General features: G+C 61.6%; 20 protein-coding genes and 2 tRNA genes. 14 read left to right on the plus strand and 8 right to left on the minus strand.

The window, feature by feature from the left end; all coding sequences use genetic code 11:
• Window positions 1-116: 116 nt before the first annotated feature.
• The 5 genes from AC3WLT_RS03565 to AC3WLT_RS03585 all read left to right on the plus strand — a co-directional run bounded on the left by AC3WLT_RS03565 (window position 117) and on the right by AC3WLT_RS03585 (window position 6,589).
• A complete protein-coding gene (locus tag AC3WLT_RS03565) occupies window positions 117-2,042 on the plus strand; it encodes a dipeptide ABC transporter ATP-binding protein (RefSeq protein ID WP_492590545.1) in 1,926 nt (641 codons plus the stop codon).
• Between the two features lie 115 nt (window positions 2,043-2,157).
• Window positions 2,158-3,720, plus strand: coding sequence for a glutathione ABC transporter substrate-binding protein GsiB (gsiB, locus tag AC3WLT_RS03570; protein WP_492590546.1), 1,563 nt, complete (start codon window positions 2,158-2,160; stop codon window positions 3,718-3,720).
• A 108-nt stretch (window positions 3,721-3,828) separates the two neighbouring features.
• Window positions 3,829-4,749, plus strand: a complete 921-nt coding sequence (gene gsiC, locus AC3WLT_RS03575) for a glutathione ABC transporter permease GsiC (protein ID WP_492590547.1) — start codon at window positions 3,829-3,831, stop codon at window positions 4,747-4,749.
• A gap of 7 nt (window positions 4,750-4,756) precedes the next feature.
• Complete coding sequence (gene gsiD / locus AC3WLT_RS03580; protein ID WP_492590548.1) at window positions 4,757-5,662, plus strand: glutathione ABC transporter permease GsiD; 906 nt, start codon at window positions 4,757-4,759, stop codon at window positions 5,660-5,662.
• A 93-nt stretch (window positions 5,663-5,755) separates the two neighbouring features.
• Window positions 5,756-6,589 carry a M55 family metallopeptidase gene (locus tag AC3WLT_RS03585; RefSeq protein WP_492590549.1) on the plus strand — a complete coding sequence of 278 codons (834 nt, stop codon included), beginning with the start codon at window positions 5,756-5,758 and terminating at the stop codon, window positions 6,587-6,589.
• A gap of 229 nt (window positions 6,590-6,818) precedes the next feature.
• Here AC3WLT_RS03585 and AC3WLT_RS03590 read toward each other — a convergent pair whose 3' ends face one another.
• The gene (locus AC3WLT_RS03590) at window positions 6,819-7,763 is read right to left on the minus strand and encodes an alpha/beta fold hydrolase (protein WP_492590550.1); all 945 of its coding nucleotides are present in this window, start codon (window positions 7,761-7,763) and stop codon (window positions 6,819-6,821) included.
• Between the two features lie 214 nt (window positions 7,764-7,977).
• On the opposite strand from AC3WLT_RS03590, the gene AC3WLT_RS03595 reads away from it, so the two are divergent.
• Window positions 7,978-9,363: an amino acid permease gene (locus AC3WLT_RS03595; protein WP_492590551.1), complete on the plus strand. Its 1,386-nt coding sequence runs from the start codon at window positions 7,978-7,980 to the stop codon at window positions 9,361-9,363.
• Between the two features lie 221 nt (window positions 9,364-9,584).
• Here AC3WLT_RS03595 and AC3WLT_RS03600 read toward each other — a convergent pair.
• Window positions 9,585-9,669, minus strand: a tRNA-Leu gene (locus tag AC3WLT_RS03600).
• Between the two features lie 119 nt (window positions 9,670-9,788).
• Window positions 9,789-11,174, minus strand: a complete 1,386-nt coding sequence (hemN, locus tag AC3WLT_RS03605) for an oxygen-independent coproporphyrinogen III oxidase (RefSeq protein ID WP_492590552.1) — start codon at window positions 11,172-11,174, stop codon at window positions 9,789-9,791.
• A 221-nt stretch (window positions 11,175-11,395) separates the two neighbouring features.
• Here hemN and AC3WLT_RS03610 point away from each other — a divergent pair, with 221 nt between their 5' ends.
• The 3 genes from AC3WLT_RS03610 to AC3WLT_RS03620 all read left to right on the plus strand — a co-directional run bounded on the left by AC3WLT_RS03610 (window position 11,396) and on the right by AC3WLT_RS03620 (window position 13,333).
• Entirely contained in the window at window positions 11,396-11,734 is a 339-nt protein-coding gene (locus AC3WLT_RS03610) for a YkgJ family cysteine cluster protein (protein WP_492590553.1), read from the plus strand.
• A 92-nt stretch (window positions 11,735-11,826) separates the two neighbouring features.
• Complete coding sequence (locus AC3WLT_RS03615) at window positions 11,827-12,420, plus strand: DUF1439 domain-containing protein (protein WP_492590554.1); 594 nt, start codon at window positions 11,827-11,829, stop codon at window positions 12,418-12,420.
• 76 nt (window positions 12,421-12,496) lie between these two features.
• On the plus strand, window positions 12,497-13,333 hold the full coding sequence (locus AC3WLT_RS03620; protein WP_492590555.1) for an undecaprenyl-diphosphate phosphatase: 837 nt from the start codon (window positions 12,497-12,499) through the stop codon (window positions 13,331-13,333).
• Window positions 13,334-13,419: 86 nt separating this feature from the next.
• Here the strand turns inward: AC3WLT_RS03620 and trmB are convergent, their stop codons facing one another.
• A complete protein-coding gene (gene trmB / locus AC3WLT_RS03625; protein WP_492590556.1) occupies window positions 13,420-14,199 on the minus strand; it encodes a tRNA (guanosine(46)-N7)-methyltransferase TrmB in 780 nt (259 codons plus the stop codon).
• Here trmB and AC3WLT_RS03630 point away from each other — a divergent pair.
• Window positions 14,191-14,367, plus strand: coding sequence for a hypothetical protein (locus AC3WLT_RS03630; RefSeq protein WP_492590557.1), 177 nt, complete (start codon window positions 14,191-14,193; stop codon window positions 14,365-14,367). The genes trmB and AC3WLT_RS03630 overlap by 9 nt on opposite strands.
• A 134-nt stretch (window positions 14,368-14,501) precedes the next feature.
• Window positions 14,502-14,723, plus strand: coding sequence for an aggregation-promoting factor C-terminal-like domain-containing protein (locus AC3WLT_RS03635; RefSeq protein WP_492590558.1), 222 nt, complete (start codon window positions 14,502-14,504; stop codon window positions 14,721-14,723).
• Window positions 14,724-14,958: 235 nt separating this feature from the next.
• Here AC3WLT_RS03635 and AC3WLT_RS03640 read toward each other — a convergent pair.
• Window positions 14,959-15,032, minus strand: a tRNA-Gly gene (locus AC3WLT_RS03640).
• Window positions 15,033-15,248: 216 nt separating this feature from the next.
• On the opposite strand from AC3WLT_RS03640, the gene AC3WLT_RS03645 reads away from it, so the two are divergent.
• The 3 genes from AC3WLT_RS03645 (at window position 15,249) to AC3WLT_RS03655 (ending at window position 18,143) form a co-directional block, all read left to right on the plus strand.
• Complete coding sequence (locus AC3WLT_RS03645; RefSeq protein WP_492590559.1) at window positions 15,249-15,914, plus strand: hypothetical protein; 666 nt, start codon at window positions 15,249-15,251, stop codon at window positions 15,912-15,914.
• Window positions 15,898-17,109, plus strand: coding sequence for an XRE family transcriptional regulator (locus AC3WLT_RS03650; RefSeq protein ID WP_492590560.1), 1,212 nt, complete (start codon window positions 15,898-15,900; stop codon window positions 17,107-17,109). The genes AC3WLT_RS03645 and AC3WLT_RS03650 overlap by 17 nt, the downstream gene beginning before the upstream one ends.
• A 551-nt stretch (window positions 17,110-17,660) precedes the next feature.
• Window positions 17,661-18,143, plus strand: a complete 483-nt coding sequence (locus AC3WLT_RS03655; RefSeq protein WP_492590561.1) for a toll/interleukin-1 receptor domain-containing protein — start codon at window positions 17,661-17,663, stop codon at window positions 18,141-18,143.
• A gap of 252 nt (window positions 18,144-18,395) precedes the next feature.
• Here AC3WLT_RS03655 and AC3WLT_RS03660 read toward each other — a convergent pair whose 3' ends face one another.
• The 3 genes from AC3WLT_RS03660 to AC3WLT_RS03670 form a co-directional block, all read right to left on the minus strand.
• Window positions 18,396-18,701 (minus strand): aldehyde dehydrogenase family protein, encoded by a 306-nt coding sequence (locus AC3WLT_RS03660; protein WP_492590562.1) that lies wholly within the window; start codon window positions 18,699-18,701, stop codon window positions 18,396-18,398.
• Between the two features lie 147 nt (window positions 18,702-18,848).
• Window positions 18,849-19,370, minus strand: a complete 522-nt coding sequence (locus tag AC3WLT_RS03665; protein WP_492590563.1) for a DUF2867 domain-containing protein — start codon at window positions 19,368-19,370, stop codon at window positions 18,849-18,851.
• Between the two features lie 241 nt (window positions 19,371-19,611).
• Window positions 19,612-20,193: a TetR/AcrR family transcriptional regulator gene (locus AC3WLT_RS03670; RefSeq protein WP_492590564.1), complete on the minus strand. Its 582-nt coding sequence runs from the start codon at window positions 20,191-20,193 to the stop codon at window positions 19,612-19,614.
• Between the last annotated feature and the right edge of the window lie 321 nt (window positions 20,194-20,514).

Consider the following 20,514-nt stretch of genomic DNA (forward strand, 5'->3'; position numbering starts at 1 on the left):
GCTGAACCGCCGCTTGCGTTTCCGCTTGAGTCACCGCTTGAGTCACCGCTTGAGCCACCGTTTGAACCACCGCTTGAGCCCCGTTTGCCGCGTTCGAATTCAAAAAGGACTCCATCGTGCCGACTCCATCGCACTCCGCCCGCCCGCTCATCGAAGCCTTGCCGCCGCAACGCGTGCTCGCGGTCGACGATCTGTCGGTCGCGTTTCGCAGCGGCGAGACCACCTTCAACGCGGTGCGCAATCTGTCGCTGACAGTCGAGCGTGGCGAAACGCTGGCGATCGTCGGCGAATCGGGTTCGGGTAAATCGGTGACGTCGCTCGCCTTGATGCGGCTCATCGAGCATGGCGGCGGGCGCCTTGCCGGCGGCAGCATCGCGTTTCGGCGCCGCGACGGCAGCGTGCTCGATCTGGCGAAAGCGTCGTCCGGCACGATGCGTTCGATACGCGGCGCCGATATCGCGATGATTTTCCAGGAGCCGATGACCTCGCTCAATCCGGTCTTCACGGTCGGCGACCAGATCAGTGAAGCGATCGCCTTGCATCAAGGCAAGAGCCGCTCCGCCGCGCAGGCGGAAACGCTGCGTCTGCTCGAACTCGTGCGCATTCCCGAAGCGCGCCGCGTGGCCGCGCGCTATCCGCACCAGTTGTCGGGCGGCATGCGGCAGCGCGTGATGATCGCGATGGCGCTGTCGTGCAAGCCGGCATTGCTGATTGCCGACGAGCCCACCACCGCGCTCGACGTGACGATTCAGGCGCAGATCCTGCAACTGATTCGCGGCTTGCAGGACGAGATGAACATGGGCGTGATCTTCATCACGCACGACATGGGCGTGGTGGCCGAAGTGGCCGATCGCGTGCTGGTGATGTACCGCGGCGAGAAAGTGGAAGAGGGCGCAGCGGATACGCTGTTCGCCGCGCCTTCGCATCCTTATACGAAAGCGCTGCTCGCGGCGGTGCCGCGCCTGGGCGCGATGGAGGGCACCGATCAGCCCGCCAGGTTCCCGATTCTGACGATCGAACAGGCGGCCTTGACCGGTACCGATGACGCCGTTCGTCCCGCCGCCGCCGTCGCCGAAGAAACTCAGCCGCTGATTCGCGACAACGCGCCGCCGATTCTGCGCGTGCGCGATCTGATCACCCGCTTTCCGGTCAGGAGCGGTTTGTTCGGCCGCGTGACAGGCCGCGTGCATGCGGTCGAAAAGGTCAGCTTCGATTTGCGTCCAGGCGAGACGCTTGCGCTGGTCGGCGAATCGGGTTGCGGCAAATCGACGACGGGCCGTTCATTGCTGCGCCTCGTCGAAAGCCAGAGCGGCTCGATCGAATTCGACGGCAAGGAAATCAGTTCTTTGACCGGCCCCGCTTTGCAGGCGCTGCGCCGGGATATCCAGTTCATCTTCCAGGACCCGTTCGCGTCATTGAATCCGCGTTTGACGGTCGGCTTCTCGATCATGGAGCCCTTGCTCGTGCACCGCGTCGCGCAGGGCGCAGAAGCTCAGGCGCGGGTCGCGTGGCTGCTCGAAAAGGTCGGCTTGCCGCCCGAAGCCGCACGCCGTTATCCGCATGAATTCTCCGGCGGTCAACGGCAACGTATCGCGATCGCGCGTGCTCTCGCGTTGAATCCCAAAGTCGTGATCGCCGACGAATCCGTTTCCGCGCTGGACGTCTCCGTGCAAGCCCAGATCGTCAACCTGATGCTCGATCTGCAACGCGAACTCGGCGTCGCGTATCTGTTCATTTCGCACGACATGGCGGTGGTCGAGCGCGTGAGTCATCGCGTCGCGGTGATGTATCTCGGCCAGATCGTCGAGATCGGTCCGCGCCGCGCGGTGTTCGAAGCACCGCAGCATCCGTACACGAAGAAGCTGATGGGCGCGGTGCCGGTGGCCGATCCGGCGCGCCGTCGTCACGCCAGGCGGATGCTCGCCGCCGATGAGATTCCGAGCCCGATTCGCGCGCTCGACGACGAGCCGGTCGTCGCGCCTCTCATCGCTGTCGGACCGGACCATTTCGTCGCCGCGCATCGGGTCGGCGGCGCTTATTGAATCCCGCTTGTTAAACCAGCTTGTTAAACCCAGCTTGTTGAACCTCGCTTACCGAAGCCGACTTTCTATTCGCATCACACAACCCAGTTTCATTTCGCAGCCTGGAGCCAACCTCATGAACCTGCTGGTCCCGTCTTCTCCTTTTCGTTTGCGCACGCTGGTCAGCGGCGGCGCGGCGGTGTTCGCAATGCTCGCGGGCAATGTGGCGCATGCCGAGACCACTGCCGTGATGGCGGTGGCCTCGACCTTCACGACACTCGATCCGTACGACGCCAACGATACGCTGTCGCAAGCGGTCACCAAGTCGTTCTATCAAGGCATGTTCGGCTTCGACAAGGACATGAAACTGGTCAACGTGCTGGCTGAGAGCTATGAGGCGAGCCCGGATGCCAGGGTCTACACGATCAAGCTGCGCCAGGGCGTGAAGTTCCAGGACGGCACCGATTTCAACGCCGCGGCGGTGAAGGCCAACTTCGACCGCGTCACCGATCCGGCGAACAAGCTCAAGCGCTACAACATGTTCAACCGCATCGAGAAGACCGAAGTGGCCGATCCGTATACGGTGAAGATCACGCTGAAGGCGCCGTTCTCGGCGTTCGTCAACGTGCTGGCGCATCCGTCGGCGGTGATGATTTCGCCTGACGCGCTGAAGAAGTACGGCAAGGACGTCGCGTTCCATCCGGTCGGCACCGGTCCGTTCGAGCTGGTGAAATGGGACCCGGCAGGCGACCTGACGGTCAAGAAGTTTGCCGGCTACTGGAAGAAGGGTTATCCGAAGGTCGACGCAATCGACTGGAAACCGGTGGTCGACAACAACACGCGTGCCGCGTTGATGCGCACCGGCGAAGCGGACTTCGCGTTCCAGGTGCCGTTCGAACAGGCCGCGCAATTGCAGTCGAGCCCGAAGGTCGATCTGATCGCGTCGCCCTCGATCATTCAGCGCTATATCAGCCTGAACGTGAATCAGAAGCCGTTCGACAGCCCGAAGGTGCGCGAAGCGCTGAACTACGCGATCAACAAGGAGGCGCTCACGAAGGTCGTGTTCGCCGGTTATGCGACGCCGGCTGACGGCGTGGTGCCGCAAGGCGTCGAATACGCGACGAAGCTCGGCCCCTGGCCGTACGACCCGGCGAAGGCGCGTGAACTGCTGAAGGAAGCGGGCTATCCGAACGGTTTCGAAACGACGTTGTGGTCGGCCTATAACTACTCGACTGCGCAGAAGGTGATTCAGTTCGTGCAGCAGCAACTGGCGCAGGTCGGCATCAAGGCGCAGGTCGAAGCGCTCGAAGCGGGCCAGCGCGTCGCCAGGGTCGAAAGCGCGCAGGACGCGGCCACCGCGCCGGTGCGGATGTACTACGCGGGCTGGTCGTCGTCGACGGGCGAAGCGGATTGGGCGATCACGCCGCTGCTCGCGTCGGTGTCGTTCCCGCCGAAGATGGTCAATACCGCGTACTACAAGAACGACACGGTCGACAGCGACCTGAAGCAGGCGCTCGAAACCACCGACCGCACGCAGAAGGCCACGCTCTACGCGGACGCGCAAAAGCGCATCTGGGCCGATGCGCCGTGGATCTTCCTCGTGAAGGAAAAGGTCGTGTACGCGCGCAGCAAGCGGTTGTCGGGTGCTTACGTGGCGCCGGACGGTTCGTTCAATTTCGACGAGATCGCGATCAGGTGATGAGCTGACCGTTCGGTCCGGCGTGTTCTTCACGAATGCGCCCGCCGGACGGTCTTGTACTGCCCCAGAAGATCCATCGTCGCCCGCATCATTGCCGGATTGGGATTCATGCTGAACTTCCTCGTCAAACGTCTCTTTGGCCTGCTGCCGACGCTCTTTATCGTCGCCGTGCTGGTGTTCCTGTTCGTGCATCTGCTGCCGGGCGATCCGGCGCGCCTCGCCGCCGGTCCCGAGGCCGACGAAGCGACTGTCGCGCTGGTGCGCGCCGACCTTGGCCTCGACAGGCCGATGCCGCAGCAATTCGCCCGCTTCTTCGTGAAGATCGCGCACGGCGACTTCGGCATCTCCACGCGCAGCAAGCGGCCGGTCAGCCAGGAAATCGGCGAGCGCTTCATGCCGACGCTGCTGCTCACACTGGCCAGCATGGTGTGGGCGGTAGTGCTCGGCATGGGCATCGGCGTTGTCTCCGCGGTATGGCGCAATCGCTGGCCGGACCGGCTCGGCATGACGCTCGCGGTGTCGGGCATTTCGTTTCCGGCCTTCGCGCTCGGCATGCTGCTGATGGAGATTTTTTCGGTGAAGCTCGGCTGGTTGCCGATCGTCGGCGATGGGTCGTGGCAGAGCTACGTGCTGCCGTCGCTCACGCTCGGCGCGGCCGTGGCCGCGGTGATGGCGCGTTTCACGCGCGCCTCGTTCGTCGAAGTGATGAACGAAGACTTTGTGCGCACCGCGCGCGCCAAAGGCGTGCCCGAGCGCCTCGTGATCGTCAAGCACTGCCTGCGCAACGCGATGATTCCCGTCATCACGATGATGGGCCTGCAATTCGGCTTTCTGCTCGGCGGCTCGATCATGGTCGAAGTGGTGTTCAACTGGCCGGGTCTCGGACGTCTGCTGGTGGCCGCGGTGTCGATGCGCGACTATCCGGTGATTCAGGCCGAAGTGCTGTTGTTCTCGCTCGAATTCATCATCATCAATCTGGTTGTGGACGTGCTGTACGCCGTCATCAACCCGACCATCCGTTTCAAGTGAGGCCCGCATGAGCACGACCGCCACCGAAGCGAATGCGGCGAGAGCCGCTCAGGCAGAACGCGCGATCCGCACGCCGTGGAGCGAGTTCTGGCGCAAATTCCGCAAGCAGCACGTGGCGCTAGCCGCCGGCGTTTTCGTGCTGCTGTTGATCGTGGCTGCGATCGTCGCGCCGCATATCGTGCCGTACGATCCGGAAAACTTTTTCGACTACGACGCGTTGAACGCGGGGCCGTCAGCCGCGCACTGGTTCGGCGTCGATTCGCTGGGCCGCGACATTTTCAGCCGCATTCTGGTGGGCTCGCGTATTTCGCTCGAGGCAGGCTTTCTGTCGGTGGCGATCGGCGCGGTGATCGGCACCTTCTTCGGTTTGCTGGCCGGTTACTACGAAGGCTGGTGGGACCGCATCACGATGCGCGTCGCCGACGTGCTGTTCGCCTTCCCCGGCATTCTGCTCGCGATCGGCGTGGTGGCGATTCTCGGCAACGGCATGATCAACGTGATCTGCGCGGTGGCGATTTTCAGCATTCCCGCGTTTGCGCGTCTCGTGCGCGGCAATACGCTGATGCTCAAGCAACTGACCTATATCGAAGCGGCGCGCAGCATCGGCGCGTCGGACTGGACGATCATCGTGCGGCATATTCTGCCGGGGACGATTTCGTCGGTGGTGGTGTACTTCACGATGCGCATCGGCACCTCGATCATCACGGCAGCGAGCCTGTCGTTTCTCGGACTCGGCGCGCAACCGCCGACGCCCGAATGGGGTGCGATGCTCAACGAAGCACGCGCCGATATGGTCACCGCGCCGCATATCGCGCTGTTTCCGAGTCTCGCGATTTTCCTCACGGTGCTGGCGTTCAACCTGCTCGGCGACGGATTGCGCGATGCGCTCGATCCGAAACTCGACCGGCCATGAGTATCGGCAACGCTGAAAACGCGCCGCATATCGGCGTCTGTCGTTGCACGACACTGCTGCCGACCTCGCTCAACTTCTCAAGCAATCTCCCTGATGAAAGTTCTGATTTCCGCCGACATCGAAGGCGTAGCCGGTGTGTTCCATCCTGAGCAAACGCGTGCGGGCAACGGCGAATACGAAGCCGCGCGCCGCTGGATGACGCTCGAGGCCAATGCCGCGATCGAAGGCGCATTCGGCGGCGGCGCGACGCACGTGTGGGTCAACGACTCGCACGGCGGTTTCCGCAATCTGCTGCCCGATCTGCTCGATGCGCGCGCCCAGCTGGTGCTCGGCAAGCCGCGTACGCTCGGCATGATGGCCGGGCTCGAATACGGCGCGGCGCTGGTGTTCATGATCGGCTATCACGCGATGTCGCAGACGCGCGGCATCCTCGCGCACACGATCAATAGCTTCGCGTTCGCGCGAGTCTCGCTGAACGGCGTCGAAGTCGGCGAGGCGGGATTGTATGGCGCGCTGGCGCAAGAATATGGCGCACGTGTGGCGCTTTTGTCCGGCGACGACGTATTCGCCGAGGAAACGGCGCCGCGTTTTCCCGATGCGCGTTTTGTCGTCACCAAGAGCGCGACGGGGCACGCGAGCGGCGTCACGCAAACGCCGGCCGCCGCGCGTGATGCGATCGAATGCGCCGCGCGCGAAGTGGTGCAGCAGCACGTCAATGCCGGCCATGCGCCGCAAGCCACGCGCGCCGAAACGAAGCCCGTCGAATGTGAACTGCGCGTGCAAACCGTCGCGCTCGCCGATCTGTTCTGCCAATGGCCGACGCTGACGCGCGTCGACGCCGTCACGCTGCGTTTCAATGCGCAATCGGCGGAACATGCGGTGCGCATGTTGAACTGCCTGTCGGCGATGTCGTTCATGTTGCGCTAATCGCTTAACCGATACACGCCGGCCGGCCATTGAGGCGACCGGCAAATGCGCCTTCGATCGCGCGCGGCGCCGGCATCTACGGCGCGCGGATCGAACATTCGGAGCACATCGAACCGGCGTTGCGTGGAATTGGCCACGACGAATCTGCGCTGAGAAGCAGCAGCGCCGTTAAATGCCGTGAGGTGCATATGCGCATGAACTGTGGTTGTAGGCGTGGCGATAAGCGTCGCTATTGCTGCCGGCTGAGTTCTCTCGCCGCGTGATCGATCACGTCGGCGATCGCCCCTGCATGCGACACCGGCGCGAGATGACTCGATGCGACCGGCACAACCTTCGCACGCATCCGGTCGGCCATGAATTTTTCGACTTCGGGCGACACCGCACGATCCTTCGTGGTCAGCACGTACCAGGAGGGTTTTTCTTTCCATGCGACCTGGCTGACGGTTTCGTCGAACGCCTTCGCGGAGATCGGCTGTTGTGCGGCGGAGAGCACGCGCGTGAGGTTTTCGGGGACGTCGGCGGCGAAGTCGGCGTGATACTTGCCGCGGTCGAGCCAGAGGAAGCCGGTCGGGTCCGCGGTGATGCCCTGGCCCGCAGGCATGGGCGCTGCGCGCTTCATCAGATCCATCGCTGATTCGTGCAGGTCCGGCGCAATCGCCGCCACGTAGACGAGGCCCGCGACGTTCGGCGCGTTCGCGCCCGCTTCGGTGATCACGACGCCGCCCCATGAGTGCCCCACCAGCATGGTCGGGCCATTCTGCCGCGCGAGTACGCGGCGAGTGGCGGCGACATCGTCGGCGAGCGACGTGAGCGGGTTCTGCACCGAACTCACGTGGTAGCCCTTTCGCTGCAACTTCGCGACGACGCCATTCCAGCTCGACCCGTCGACAAACGCGCCGTGGACCAGCACGACGTTGCGTACGGGGCCGGTCATCGGCGCCGCGGGTGGCGTGGGGGCTGTGGCGGCCGGAGCCGAGGCCGCCGCCGGGGCTGGAGCCGCCGCCGTGGGTACGGGTGCCGGGGCCGGCGCTTCGGGCTCCTGCGAATCCATCGCCGGCGCGCCGGGCGGTTCGGCTGCAGGCTCGACAGCGGGCGCTGCGGTTTGCGCAAAGGCGCCGGTTCCAGCGAACCAGAGACACAAAGCAGCAGCGCAAATCAGACGTTTGGGCGACATGTTGAATCTCCGAAGGCTGAAACCTCGACTAGGGCAACATACCGAAGCGGCACGCCGTGTCAATCAATATCGTCGCCGTTCAGTGCGGTGCGGAACCAAGGGCCGGGTTGCTCCCAGTATTTAGGCAATACGGGCCTGGGTAAAATTTTGGGTTTTGCCGGACCAAACCACAAGTTTGATCGGGTGATCGATATCCATACACTGGGGCGCAATTTTGAATAGTGCACAGCAGCAAGACGGCCTGAAGCGCGGGCTCAAGAATCGTCACATCCAGCTGATCGCGCTGGGCGGGGCGATCGGCACCGGCTTGTTTCTCGGCTCCGCCAGCGTGTTGCAGGCAGCCGGCCCGTCGATGATTCTCGGCTACGCGATCGGCGGCGTCATCGCGTTCATGATCATGCGGCAGCTCGGCGAGATGGTTGCGCAGGAGCCGGTTGCCGGCTCGTTCAGTCACTTCGCCTACAAATATTGGGGCGACTTTCCCGGCTTTCTGTCCGGCTGGAACTACTGGGTGCTGTACGTGCTCGTGAGCATGGCCGAGCTGACCGCGGTCGGCACCTACGTGCATTACTGGTGGCCGGACGTGCCCACGTGGGTGTCGGCGCTGGTGTGCTTCGTCGGCATCAACGCGATCAATCTCGCCAACGTCAAAGCCTACGGCGAAACCGAGTTCTGGTTCGCGATCATCAAGGTGGTCGCGGTGATCGGCATGATCCTGTTCGGCGGCTATCTGCTGTTCAGCGGCCACGGCGGGCCGCAGGCGTCGATCACCAATCTCTGGAGCAATGGCGGTTTTTTCCCGCACGGTTTCCACGGACTGTTCATGATGCTCGCGGTCATCATGTTCTCGTTCGGCGGCCTCGAGTTGATCGGTATCACGGCGGCTGAAGCCGACGATCCACAGCGAAGCATTCCGAAGGCCGTGAATCAGGTGATCTACCGGATCCTGATTTTCTACATCTGCTCGCTGACGGTGCTGCTCTCGTTGTATCCGTGGAATCAGGTGGCCGCCGGCGGCAGCCCGTTCGTGATGATCTTCTCGCAAATCGGTTCGACGCTGACCGCGAATGTGCTCAACGTGGTGGTGCTGACCGCGGCGCTGTCGGTGTACAACAGCGGCGTGTATGCGAACAGCCGGATGCTCTACGGCCTCGCGGAACAGGGCAATGCGCCGCGTGCGCTGATGAAGGTCGACCGCCGCGGCGTGCCGTACATGGCGATCGGTTTGTCGGCGCTCGCCACGTTTACCTGTGTGATCGTCAACTATCTGATTCCGGCCGAAGCGCTCGGCCTGCTGATGGCGCTGGTCGTCGCCGCGCTGGTGCTGAACTGGGCGCTGATCAGCCTGACGCACCTGAAGTCGCGCAAGGCGATGGTCGCGGCGGGCGAGACGCTGGTGTTCAAGTCGTTCTGGTTTCCTGTCAGCAACTGGATCTGCCTCGCGTTCATGGCGCTGATCCTCGTGATTCTGGCGATGACGCCGGGCTTGTCGGTATCGGTGTGGCTCGTGCCGGTGTGGCTGGTCGTGATGTGGATCGGCTACGCGTTCAAGCGCCGGCGTGCTGCAGCGGATGGCGGCGTGCCGGTGGCGGAGCGGTAGGGCGCTCGGTTCGAGCCATCAGGCGGCGTGGCGTGCGATCTGCTGCGCGCCCGCCGTTTGCGCGGCGCGAACGAGGCGTTATGGTTGATTGGTTGCAATGCGGCTGCAATGCGCGGGCTGCGGGCGAGCGCGCCAGAAACGACGAACCCCGCAGGCAGAACGCGCTGGCGGGGTTCGTGGAAAAGCCGAAGTCTGTGTGACTGTGTGTTAGCCGAATTCTTTGGTGCCCAGGGCCGGAATCGAACCGGCACGCCTTGCGGCGGGGGATTTTGAGTCCCCTGCGTCTACCAATTTCACCACCTGGGCAGGTCTTGCGGCGCATGCGTCAGGGTATGGCGCGCGGCGAAGACGCAGATTATGGCCGAAATTTCGACGCCGGGCAAGCCGGTCGCGACAGCCGGTCGCTATCGAAGCCTCCACAGTCTTCAGACCGTGCGGGAAAACCGCTCGAAGGTTTGCTGACCGAGGTAACGGTCGAACACCATCGCGATGTTGCGCACGAGCATGCGTCCGGCCATCCGCACTTCGAGCTTGCCGCCGCTGACCGACACCAGCCCGTCTTCCTCGAAGCCGCGCAAGCGTTCCAGTTCCGCTGCAAATGTATCGATGAAACGGATCCCGTAAGCGGCGTCGAATTCGTCGAAGCGCAACTCCAGATTGCACATCAGTTGCGTGATCACATCGCGGCGCAGACGGTCGTCCGCGGTGAGCCGCACGCCGCGCGTGATCGCGAGCCGGCCGGCGTCGATCGCCGCGGCATAGCCGGGCAGATCCTTGACGTTTTGCGCATACACATCGCCGACCTTGCCGATCGACGACGCGCCGAAGCCGATCAGATCGCATTCCGCACGCGTGCTGTAGCCCTGAAAATTTCGGTGCAGCGTGCGCTGCGCCTGAGCGCGCGCGAGTTCGTCGGTGGGCAACGCGAAATGATCCATGCCGATGTAGACGTAGCCCGCGCCCGTCAAGCGCTCGACCACTCGTTGCAGGATCGCGAGCCGCACGGCAGACGAGGGCAGCGTGGCCGGGTCCATCTGACGCTGCATCTTGAAGAGCTGCGGCATGTGCGCATAAGCGAACACCGACAGACGATCAGGCGCGAGCGCGAGCATCGTGTCGAGCGTGCGGCCGAAACTTTCGACAGTTTGATGCGGCAGGCCGTAAATCAGATCGACGCCGATCGAATGAAAGCCCGTGTCGCGCGCGGCTTGCATGACCGACGCGGTCATCGCGAGCGGCTGAATCCGGTTGATCGCCTGCTGCACCACTGGATCGAAATCCTGCACGCCGAGACTGAGCCGATTGAAGCCGAGCTTGCGCAAATGCGCGATGGTCTCGGGCGAGGCTTCGCGCGGATCGACCTCGATCGAATATTCGCCTTCGGCATCGGGCAGCAACGTGAAGTGCCGGCGCGCCGCTGTCATCAGTTCGGCCATTTCGTCGTGCGACAGGAAGGTCGGCGTGCCGCCGCCCCAATGCAGTTGCGACACCGGGCGCCGCGTGTCGAAATGCGCCGCCTGCAGAGCCACTTCACGCTTCAGCCGTTCGACATAGGGACGCGCGTGCGCGCGGTTTTTCGTGGCGACCTTGTTGCAGCCGCAATAGAAGCACACGGTGTCGCAAAACGGGATGTGGAAGTACAGCGAGAGATCGGTGGCGGATGCACCGGGGTCGGCGGCGGCGCGTAAATAGTCGACGGGATCGAACTCGTCGCGGAACTGCAAGGCGGTCGGATAGGACGTATACCGTGGACCGTTCGCGCTGTATTTGGCGAGCAGATCGGGGCGGAAGAGCGTGTCGGCGGTAGTCATGAGAGGCTCGGGGCTGACGGCCACCGTTGAAGAGGCAGGAACCAGCTGGTTCGCCGGAGCGGATCGAACAGCGCAGGCGCCTCTTGAGCGTAGCCTTTCGTATCCGTCAAGTTTACGTGAGTCGTCGTATGCCAGATTGTGTAAAAAGGTCGCATGTGAGGCGATGGCACAATGCGGGTCTTGGCGATGTGCCGCACGTGTTCGAGTTCAGGAAAAGTGTCGTGAGCGATTGGGTGAAAAGCGGGGCGAACAACGTCGTGAAGCGCGAGTCTCCGTTTCACGTGGACGGTCACGCGTGCCGCCCCGATTGCGGCGCGTGCTGTATCGCGCCGTCGATTTCGAGCCCGATTCCGGGCATGCCGCTCGGCAAGCCGGCGGGCGTGCGCTGCGTGCAGCTCGGCGACGATTTGCGCTGCGCTATCTTCGGCCAGCCGGAACGGCCGGCGTGCTGTTCCGGCTTGCAGCCGCAGACGGAAATGTGCGGCACGAACCGCGGCGAAGCGCTCGCGTGGCTCACCCAACTTGAAACCCAAACTCGACCGGCGACGCGCAGCCAGTAGTCCGACGCGAGAGCACGCCGCCACGCAATCCAGCACGGCAAACCAGCACAACTCGACCGCATGCTCGAGAAGGCATCCACAGGAGATTTCGCATGACCCGATCCGCCGCGCCGACCCGGCGCCGCTTCCTGCTTGCAGCGCTGACAGGCTGCACGGCGTTTGGTATCGCGATGTCGCTGAGCGCCTGTGCGACGTCGATTTTTCCGTTCATCCCGTCGCATTACACGTTCTCGCAGCAGCAGGTGCAGGATGCGGTGCAACGTAAATTTCCGTATCAGCGCACGGTCTCGCAGGTGTTCGACGTCGCGCTGACCAATCCGGTGGTGGGCTTTCTGCCGGACGCCAACCGCGTGTCGGTGAAGCTCGATGCGCGGCTCGCGAGTCCCTTCATGCAGCAGCCTGTCGACGGCGTATTCACGCTGTCGAGCGAACTGGCCTACGACGCCGCCAGCAAGTCGGTCGTGCTGAAGTCGCCGAACGTCGACAACGTGAGCGTGAGCGGGCAGGCGCAGGCCTATACGCAACAGATCAACGCCGCCGCCGCGCTGCTCGCCACGCAGTTGCTGACCAACTATCCGATCTACACCTTCAAGCCCGAACAGCTGCAATTTGCCGGAGTGAACTACGAACCCGGTACAATCACCATCCTTACAAACGGCATACGCGTGCAAATCGTCGAGAAATGACGGCGCGTGCGGCCGGCAGGGCCGCGCGCTGCATCGCTGGCCCTGCTTCGACTATCTGCAGCGATGAGGGTCAAGGATGGACTGGCTAATGGCGTGCAAGGCGCTGATTCTGGGTGTCGTCGAAGGGTTGACGGAGTTTTTGCCGGTGTCGAGCACCGGCCATCTGATCGTCGTGGGCAGTCTGCTCGATTTCACCGACGAACACGCGAAAACCTTCGATGTCGTGATCCAGCTCGGCGCGATTCTGGCCGTATGCTGGGAATTTCGCCGCCGTATCGGCAGCGTGGTAGCCGGCTTGCCGAGCCGGCCCGACGCGCGCCGCTTTGCGCTGAACGTGATCATCGCGACGATTCCGGCGGTCGTGCTCGGCTTGCTGTTCGAAAAGGCCATCAAGGCGGCGCTGTTTTCACCGGTGCCGGTGGCGTTCGCGCTGGTGATGGGCGGCGTGGTGATCCTGTGGGCGGAGGCGCGGCAACGCGCGGGCGGCGGCGCCGCGGCGCGCGTGCACAGCGTCGACGATTTGACCCCGCTGGACGCGTTGAAGGTCGGTCTCGCTCAATGTTTCGCGCTGATTCCGGGCACGTCGCGCTCGGGCTCGACGATCATCGGCGGGATGCTGTTCGGCCTCGACCGGCGTGTCGCCACGGAGTTTTCGTTCTTTCTCGCGATCCCGATCATTTTCGGCGCGACCGCTTACGAACTCTACAAAAGTTGGCACGTGCTCTCTACGGACGCGCTCGGCAGCTTTGCGCTCGGCTTTGTGGCCGCCTTCGTCAGCGCCTTCGCCTGCGTGCGCTGGCTGCTGCGCTATATTGCCGCGCACGACTTCACCGCGTTCGCGTGGTATCGCATCGGCTTCGGGCTATTGATTCTGATGGTGGGCTACAGCGGGGCGTTGAGCTGGACGGATTGAGCTTTTAGCCGTGTCGGTCGGGAGAAATGAAAAAGGTCCGCGAATTGCGGACCTTTTTTCATTTGCCAGCGCGTTATCGAGCAGTTTTACGCCGCGCCGCGTTTCCTGAAGACCAGATCCCACACGCCGTGTCCGAGCCGCAGCCCGCGGCGCTCGAACTTCGTCACCGGCCGGTATTCGGGGCGCGGCGCGTAGCCGTCGGCGGTGTTTGCCAGCGCGGGCTCGGCGCCCAGCACGTCGAGCATCTGTTCGGCGTAGTTCTGCCAGTCGGTCGCGCAATGCAGATACGCGCCCGGCTTCAGGCGCGAGACGAGCAGCGCGACGAACTTCGGCTGGATCAGCCGGCGCTTGTGGTGGCGCGCTTTGTGCCACGGGTCCGGAAAGAAGATGTGCACGCCGTCGAGGCTGTCCGGGGCGATCATCTGTTCGAGCACTTCGACGGCATCGTGCTGAATGATGCGGATGTTCGACAACCCTTGCTCGCCCATCAGCTTGAGCAGCGCGCCGACGCCCGGCTCGTGCACTTCGACGCCCAGAAAATCGTCATCCGGACGATGCGAGGCGATTTCCGCGGTGGTCGCGCCCATCCCGAAACCGATCTCCAGCACGCGCGGCGCCGCGCGGCCGAACACGCTGTTCCAGTCGGGCTGCTGCGGCGCGAACGGCACGACGAAACGCGGGCCGAGTTCATCCATCGCGCGGCGCTGGCCGGTCGATACGCGGCCGGCGCGCGTGACAAAGCTGCGAATGCGGCGCCGATGCAGCGCCTCTTCCGTGGATGCGTCGCCGCCGGCGGGTTCGCCTTCGGTTTCACTGGTCAGTGGGAGGTCGTCCGGCAGGCCGGCGTCGTTTGGGTCGTGGATCATCGTCGATGCTGCTACAAGGGTGAGGGCTTCGGGCTGCATGGCGTGCCGTCAGGCACGGTCCGCGCGGTCGTGCGGCATGGGCCGCCGCTCGCACAGGTCGCCACGCCAGATTGCCGCCACTACAAAAAAGCCGCCTTCATGGAGGCGGCTCGTGCTGGATTCAGCTGAAAGCTCAGCAGAAGGTGGAGCGGGCGTTGCAAGTGCGCGTAAGGTAGCACAACCGAAAAGGGTGCGTCCAGACGGCGGGTGGCCCGAAGAGCGGCCCGGAATAGACGGCCTGATTCAACGATTTACTCTGGCTGATGGCGCAGGAATCGAGCGGCATAGCGGATGCGCGCAATCCGAAGTCGACTGCGCGCGGACTTTATCAGCCGCTGCGGCCCCAATACGATCTGAATCCGATTGGCGGAAAATCATTCGGTAATGCGGTCGAAGAATGCCAGGGCGGGATTCACTATATTCTTGGCCGCTATCACACGGCGGCATCGGCTCGGGCATTTTTGGAAAGACATCACTGGTATTGAAAAATGCGAAAGTTTCTAAGGATAGGTTTTATTTCTGCGATCTGTTCTGTGGAGAAGGTGACGAAGTAGGTTGGAGTTCGCGGCCTGGCGCGTTTCATACGGCATCGTTCAGCGCATTTTTGCGCAACTTCCAGGGATGACGCGCGGTGACAGATACAGCAGGAGGGAAGTGCGGTTGCGCAGACACTTTCTGGTGTGCCGCTTGACCAAGCGCCAAGGCAGGTGAGAAAGCATCTGGAGCGGGCGATGGGAATCGAACCCACGGCTCTAGCTTGGGAAGCTAGGGTATTACCATTATACGACGCCCGCAGAGCGCGCTATTTTACAGGGGTTTCGGCGATTTGGGGAGTCGGGATTGTGGTGGGTGGCGTGAAAAGTGTATGCGCTTCGGAAATTCTTGCTGGCATCACGCGAGTGTCATCGTCACGCGCTCACACGAACGAAAATTTGATGATTTCCCCCTGAACACGAAACTTTTGGTGGTAGAATTCGCGTTACTCGAAAACAACCTACGGTGTGTCATGTATGGCGACTTCGCCCGCTGATGGTATCGAAGCACTGGAACAACTCATCGTCCAAAACATTCCGCGTGATGCGCTGATGGCTTGTGAGGATGCATATCACAATGGGGATGTAAAAGGCCGCACCCAGGCGTCCGCGTTTGCGCAAGGGCATCGCCCGTCCGCCGCTGGCCAAGTGAAGCACTTCTACATCAATGAGGCATTCCACGAAGCTTTGTTGGCTCACGGTGCAGACCCGACGCCTCTTCGTGGCACTCGTCTGGTTGTGGGGCGCTGGGGTATCTTCCACGTTGCACGCCTCAACGTCCCCGGGCATCAATGGGTGAATTTGCGGCGGAGTGCGACGCGCAAGACGTTGGCAGAAGTCAACAAAAGCATCGAACACAAATACGTGCAGCGCGACTTGTTTGACGAAGCGTCGGAAGCGACGGCGGGCACCATATTCATTCTCGGTGTTATGGATGGTGTCGATGCGAACGGCATCGCTCAACTGACTCAGGTCATGTTGGCGCTGCCAGCGCCCGACATGAAGTCCTGGCTGTATATGAAGTCAGTGACCGAATTCTTGAGCCTGTACGAGCAAACGAACACGGTGGAGCAGCCGGACAACGCTCAGCCCAAACTCAAGACACAACCCAAGAAGCAGACTGGCAATGACGAAGGGAATTAATGATCTTCAACCCGCAAGGCTTGAGCAAGCGCTTGCGGCTCGTGGGCTGACGAAGGGCCAGCTGGCAAGCTTGGTTGGCGTTGCGGCGCCGACCGTCACCAAGTGGTGTAAGGGAGATCAAGCTCCCGAGGCGGATACATTCGAGCGGCTTGCCTCTGTACTCAACGTGCAGCCGGAATGGCTCACACGCGCTATGTTGCGGCCTGTCTCTAAGCCACTCTATCGAAGCAATGCATCGGCTTTGAAAGCCGCTCGCGCCAAGTTGGAGGCTCGGACCGAATGGACGCAGGAGATCGCCGTTCTTCTCGGCGACTACGTTGACTATCCGGAAGTCAACCTTCCCGTGCGCGCATTTCAGGATCCTGAGCAGATCAGCGACGCCGATATCGAGGCAGCGGCTGAGGAATGTCGCGCGCTTTGGCAATTGGGCCGGGGTCCCGTGCAGAACCTTGCTCTGGCTGCTGAAAGTGCGGGCGTCCTCGTCATTCGCGAAGAAACTGAAATATCGGCTATTGAAGGTCTTTCAAGTTGGAGCGAACTGCTTGGGCGGCCCATCGTGTTTCTGTCGGCTGACAAAGCCAATGCTTTCCGCAGTCGATTTGATTTGGCACACGAAATCGGGCATCTCATTTTGCATAAGCACATACCGAGAGCTGAAGAGCGCGACCGCTACAACCAGATGGAAAAACAAGCGCATCGATTTGCAGGTGCGCTCTTGCTCCCAGCGGAAACGTTTGCTAGTGAAGTTCGTGTGCCGACAAACCTAGACAATTTGCTCATCCTCAAGCAGCGCTGGGGGGCGTCTGTGGCGGCGATGATGATGCGCTTGCACGCACTTGGCTTGCTTAGTGATGAAGACAAGTTGACGCTCTTCAAGCGACGTTCCGCCCGTTGGGGATCCAAGGCAGAACCTGGCGACGAAAAATGGGAGCCAGAGGCACCGCGCTTGTTACGACGCACGGTGGAGTTGCTGATCAATGAAGGAATTTTGCCGGTCGAAAGCATCGCACGTCACTTGGGATATTCACCTCGTGATGTGGAGAAACTCTGCGGTCTGCGCGTGAATTACTTCACTGCGCCAGTTCAGGTCGTGGAGTTAGCGACCCTTCGATCAGCGAGGTCGAGCGATCCGACTGAGCGTCAAGCCGGTGTTAGTCTAGCCGATGTTGTATCGTTTCAAAAATTCAAGAAGTGACTTGCAACTCTCGACTGGTTCTACAAAAAACAAGCCGATGGCAACCCTCAATGTGAATCTTTGAGGGTTCGCTCTTAGATATGCCGAATTGACAAAGCATGAAGCGGTTGGACCTTCGTTGAGCCGTGAACGAACTCTCCGTTCCATGCGACTCGCATAGTGCTTTGCCATATAACACACAGTTACAGCGCATCGGATGCCCCTCGCTGCTTTTCCAATCCTATTGCGCGGCGCTTTGCGGTAAGGCTAGAAATAGTCGATGGTACTCGGTACCAACGGCTGCTTAACCCTCTACTTGAAAGAGCGATTACAAATGGAAGGATTACGACATGGCTAGATGCACAGCACCAGTACAAGGCCATCGCACAGCGAGCGCGGCAGCGGCCTGCCCCGCATGTGGTAGCCGCTATAGCGGCTACCGGTCATACTCATATTCGCCCTCATCGTACCCCCAATCCTATTCCTCGTCGGGGAGCAGCGGGGGCGGCCGGAGCAGCGTCAGCGGGTCAGGCAGCAGCGGACGGCCGCGCTGGTCGCGAGCAGGTTCGTCCGTGGTATACACGCCTGCCGAGGTGCGGACGCTCACGCCGGTCCGCGAAAACGTCGAGAAGCGAGCGTCTGTGCCCGATCTTCGGGACGTCTTTCTTTGCCACGCGTGGGACGACCGAAAAGGGGTCGCCAAGGAACTGCATGATCTGCTCGAGTCGCTCGGTGTCTCGGTTTGGTTCAGCGAGAAGGATGTCCTCCTAGGCGCGACGTTGCTCCGCGAAATCGATAAGGGACTGGCGAAGTCGCGAGTAGGGATCGTGCTGGTGACCCCTGCGCTGCTGCGCCGCCTCGCAGGGGAGGGCATCGCCGACAAAGAGCTTTCGGCACTCCTAGCGCGTGACCTGCTCGTTCCCATCGTGCACGACACGACGTATGAAGCTCTCCGCGAAGTCAGCCCCCTGCTCGGCTCGAGAAGCGGCCTGAACACTGTAGAAGATACGATGGCAAATGTCGCGGCCAAGCTCGCCGAGCTGGTTGCCCTCTAGCTTTATTGCCCACATAGGTTCGCCATTCAGATGGGCGGCTTCGGCGCCCTGACGTTTGTGGATTACTTGGCAACCGTGCGTGCGCTGCAACTCTGGAACATCAATGCTGGCGGCAAGCATGGTCAGTGAGCCGGCGATTTTGCGCTCTAACAAAGCCTTCCAGGCGGTCCAAAACATGCTGTCATGCCTTCGGCTTGCGCAAAGTCACGCCAGCATGTTTTGGCCGCTGAAGAGCGGCGTTGGATGTCCGCTTCAGAGCAAGGTGACAGGCTGCTTAGGGGTCGAACAAGGACGAATGGGCCGCCGAAGCACATAACTTTCGTCATGTTGTCCAGACAACGCGGACGGCGGGATAGTCTCCGCATGAACGATAGCCCCCCAAAAGAGTTGTGGGATGATCGATCTGTAGTCTGCGTCGGGAAGCACAATCGCTGCGTCGTTACCACCCATTTCAAGCGTCACGCGTTTGACCGTTCCAGCGGCAGCGCGCAACACGTGCTTTCCCGCCTCTGTAGAACCTGTGAAACTGATCTTGGCGATGTCGGGATGATTGGTCATGAGTGCCTGCTAGTGAAGGGGGCGAGCGCGTGACTGATCAGGTGGAAATGGATAGCTACGCCTGGCCCTGGCCGCTCTCAGGAACCCGCGACTTTGAGCGTCTGGCCATCTACGGCCCGCTGGAAGGCGCGTTGATCGGAATCGCCGCTACCGGCCGGGCCATCCGAGCTTCTGTGCCCGGTCGAGTGAGGCTCGCACGACGAGGCGATGGAAAGGAGCGATAAGGCCAAGATAGGCCCGACCCAGCAAACGATTGTAGAAGACAAGCGTAGTGACTATCAGTCGCTGGGGCCGGTCCTCAGATGCGGGCTGCACGAGAACCGACACGCGGAAATCAAGATGCGTGTCGTCCTCGCCCAGAATGATCTCGTCTTTATGCCGTTCGAACACGCGGAAAATACTTAGCCGGTCGTCCTTCGCGACTTTCAGATCAATCGTTCTTTTAAGGCCGAATGGCCATACGGCAATGTCGCGAACTCCCAGCAGCATCGCGATCCACTTGGGTTGCCCTGCAAAGATGTATCGAGCGAGAGACTCTGCGTCGTTGCAAGCAGTCGCTGGCAAGTCCACCGAAAATGCGTCGACAAAATCAGCCTTGCCGTACGACCGGCTCAGCCGTGAGGTCGCCGGCAGGCCGACCTGTTCGGCCTTCTTCGAATTCGTCTGCATGCCCATTCTCCTTGCGTTCAAGTCGCCCGACCGCCTCAGCGCGACCCAAGCGAACGCAGAGAATTAGCGTGACATATTCCTGCTTAAGCCGAAGCCAAACTGACTGTGGCGGTCCGGCAATGGACAATGCCAAGACATTCATCCGGCGGCTGGGCGTCTGCGAACGGACATTCGCGAAAGACCGACGCTCTTCATAGGATGATCGGTGCCAATTTCGTCCGACCGAGAACATTGGACCGGATCACCCCTCGGGAGCAGCCCACCGTTGGACACTAACCTCTGCCAGAGCCTCGAATATAGCCGGCGTGCGTTCCAGGCGGGCGATCGTCCGCGCGCCTTCGAGGGCGGCTACCAATGCGGCTGCGGTAGAGGACGCGCGCGCGGGAGCGAAACCGCACACCCTAAAATGCTCCGCAATAATCTCGGTCGACTCAACAAATCCGCGCGCTACCCGTTTGGTCAGCTCAGCGTCGAGCGCGGGCAGCTCATTCGCCAGATTTTGCATTAGACATCCATACTGGAAATCAGAGGCGACCATTTCGGCCGCGAATGTCCTGAAAATCTGATGAACAAAATTCAGAGCATCACCCGTCGTATTCGCCGAGATGTCCCGTAATACAGCAATTCGATTCGCAACGTAATTATCGATTGCTTCTTCTGCGAGTTGTGCCTTGCCGCGTGGAAAGTGAAAGTAGAACGATCCCTTAGGCGCACCGCTTTCTTCAAGGATCTGGATCAATCCCGTCGCAGTGTAGCCTTGGATGCGAAACAGTCGTTCGGCCGTGGCAATCGCGCGAGCGCGGGCGTCAGTCTTACGTGGCATGCCGAGAACATAGCACGTTTCGCTTGATTATTCTATGGTGATCGACATACTATGGTGATCACCATACAAGGAGCCCGGCGATGCCCCCCGACAGAATCGCAAGCCAAGAAAGTTCATTCAGTGATGCGCAGCCTGCCCAGATTGCGGCAGGAATAACTGAAGACGAAACGTGCGGGTTTCCTCGCTCACCCTATGCAGAGCGTCTTCGTGTCGGGGCTGATCGTCCTCGATTGCCCGGCCGCCGTGCGAATTATTCGTCGCGTGCGTTTTCGCTGAAGCTGAAGACAACGCTTGCACGCGGACGTGGCGTTCCGTCATGAG

Source organism: Paraburkholderia sp. FW306-2-2C-D06C, from assembly GCF_058781505.1.

Coding starts and splice junctions, on each gene's coding strand:
- AC3WLT_RS03665 (WP_492590563.1), bottom strand. CDS start 19,370: ATGCAGACGAATTCGAAGAAGGCCGAACAGGTCGGCCTGCCGGCGACC.
- AC3WLT_RS03650 (WP_492590560.1), top strand. CDS start 15,898: ATGACGAAGGGAATTAATGATCTTCAACCCGCAAGGCTTGAGCAAGCG.
- gsiB (WP_492590546.1), top strand. CDS start 2,158: ATGAACCTGCTGGTCCCGTCTTCTCCTTTTCGTTTGCGCACGCTGGTC.
- gsiD (WP_492590548.1), top strand. CDS start 4,757: ATGAGCACGACCGCCACCGAAGCGAATGCGGCGAGAGCCGCTCAGGCA.
- AC3WLT_RS03670 (WP_492590564.1), bottom strand. CDS start 20,193: ATGCCACGTAAGACTGACGCCCGCGCTCGCGCGATTGCCACGGCCGAA.
- AC3WLT_RS03585 (WP_492590549.1), top strand. CDS start 5,756: ATGAAAGTTCTGATTTCCGCCGACATCGAAGGCGTAGCCGGTGTGTTC.
- AC3WLT_RS03590 (WP_492590550.1), bottom strand. CDS start 7,763: ATGTCGCCCAAACGTCTGATTTGCGCTGCTGCTTTGTGTCTCTGGTTC.
- AC3WLT_RS03620 (WP_492590555.1), top strand. CDS start 12,497: ATGGACTGGCTAATGGCGTGCAAGGCGCTGATTCTGGGTGTCGTCGAA.
- AC3WLT_RS03645 (WP_492590559.1), top strand. CDS start 15,249: ATGGCGACTTCGCCCGCTGATGGTATCGAAGCACTGGAACAACTCATC.
- AC3WLT_RS03615 (WP_492590554.1), top strand. CDS start 11,827: ATGACCCGATCCGCCGCGCCGACCCGGCGCCGCTTCCTGCTTGCAGCG.
- hemN (WP_492590552.1), bottom strand. CDS start 11,174: ATGACTACCGCCGACACGCTCTTCCGCCCCGATCTGCTCGCCAAATAC.
- trmB (WP_492590556.1), bottom strand. CDS start 14,199: ATGATCCACGACCCAAACGACGCCGGCCTGCCGGACGACCTCCCACTG.
- gsiC (WP_492590547.1), top strand. CDS start 3,829: ATGCTGAACTTCCTCGTCAAACGTCTCTTTGGCCTGCTGCCGACGCTC.
- AC3WLT_RS03660 (WP_492590562.1), bottom strand. CDS start 18,701: ATGACCAATCATCCCGACATCGCCAAGATCAGTTTCACAGGTTCTACA.
- AC3WLT_RS03635 (WP_492590558.1), top strand. CDS start 14,502: ATGGCGCAGGAATCGAGCGGCATAGCGGATGCGCGCAATCCGAAGTCG.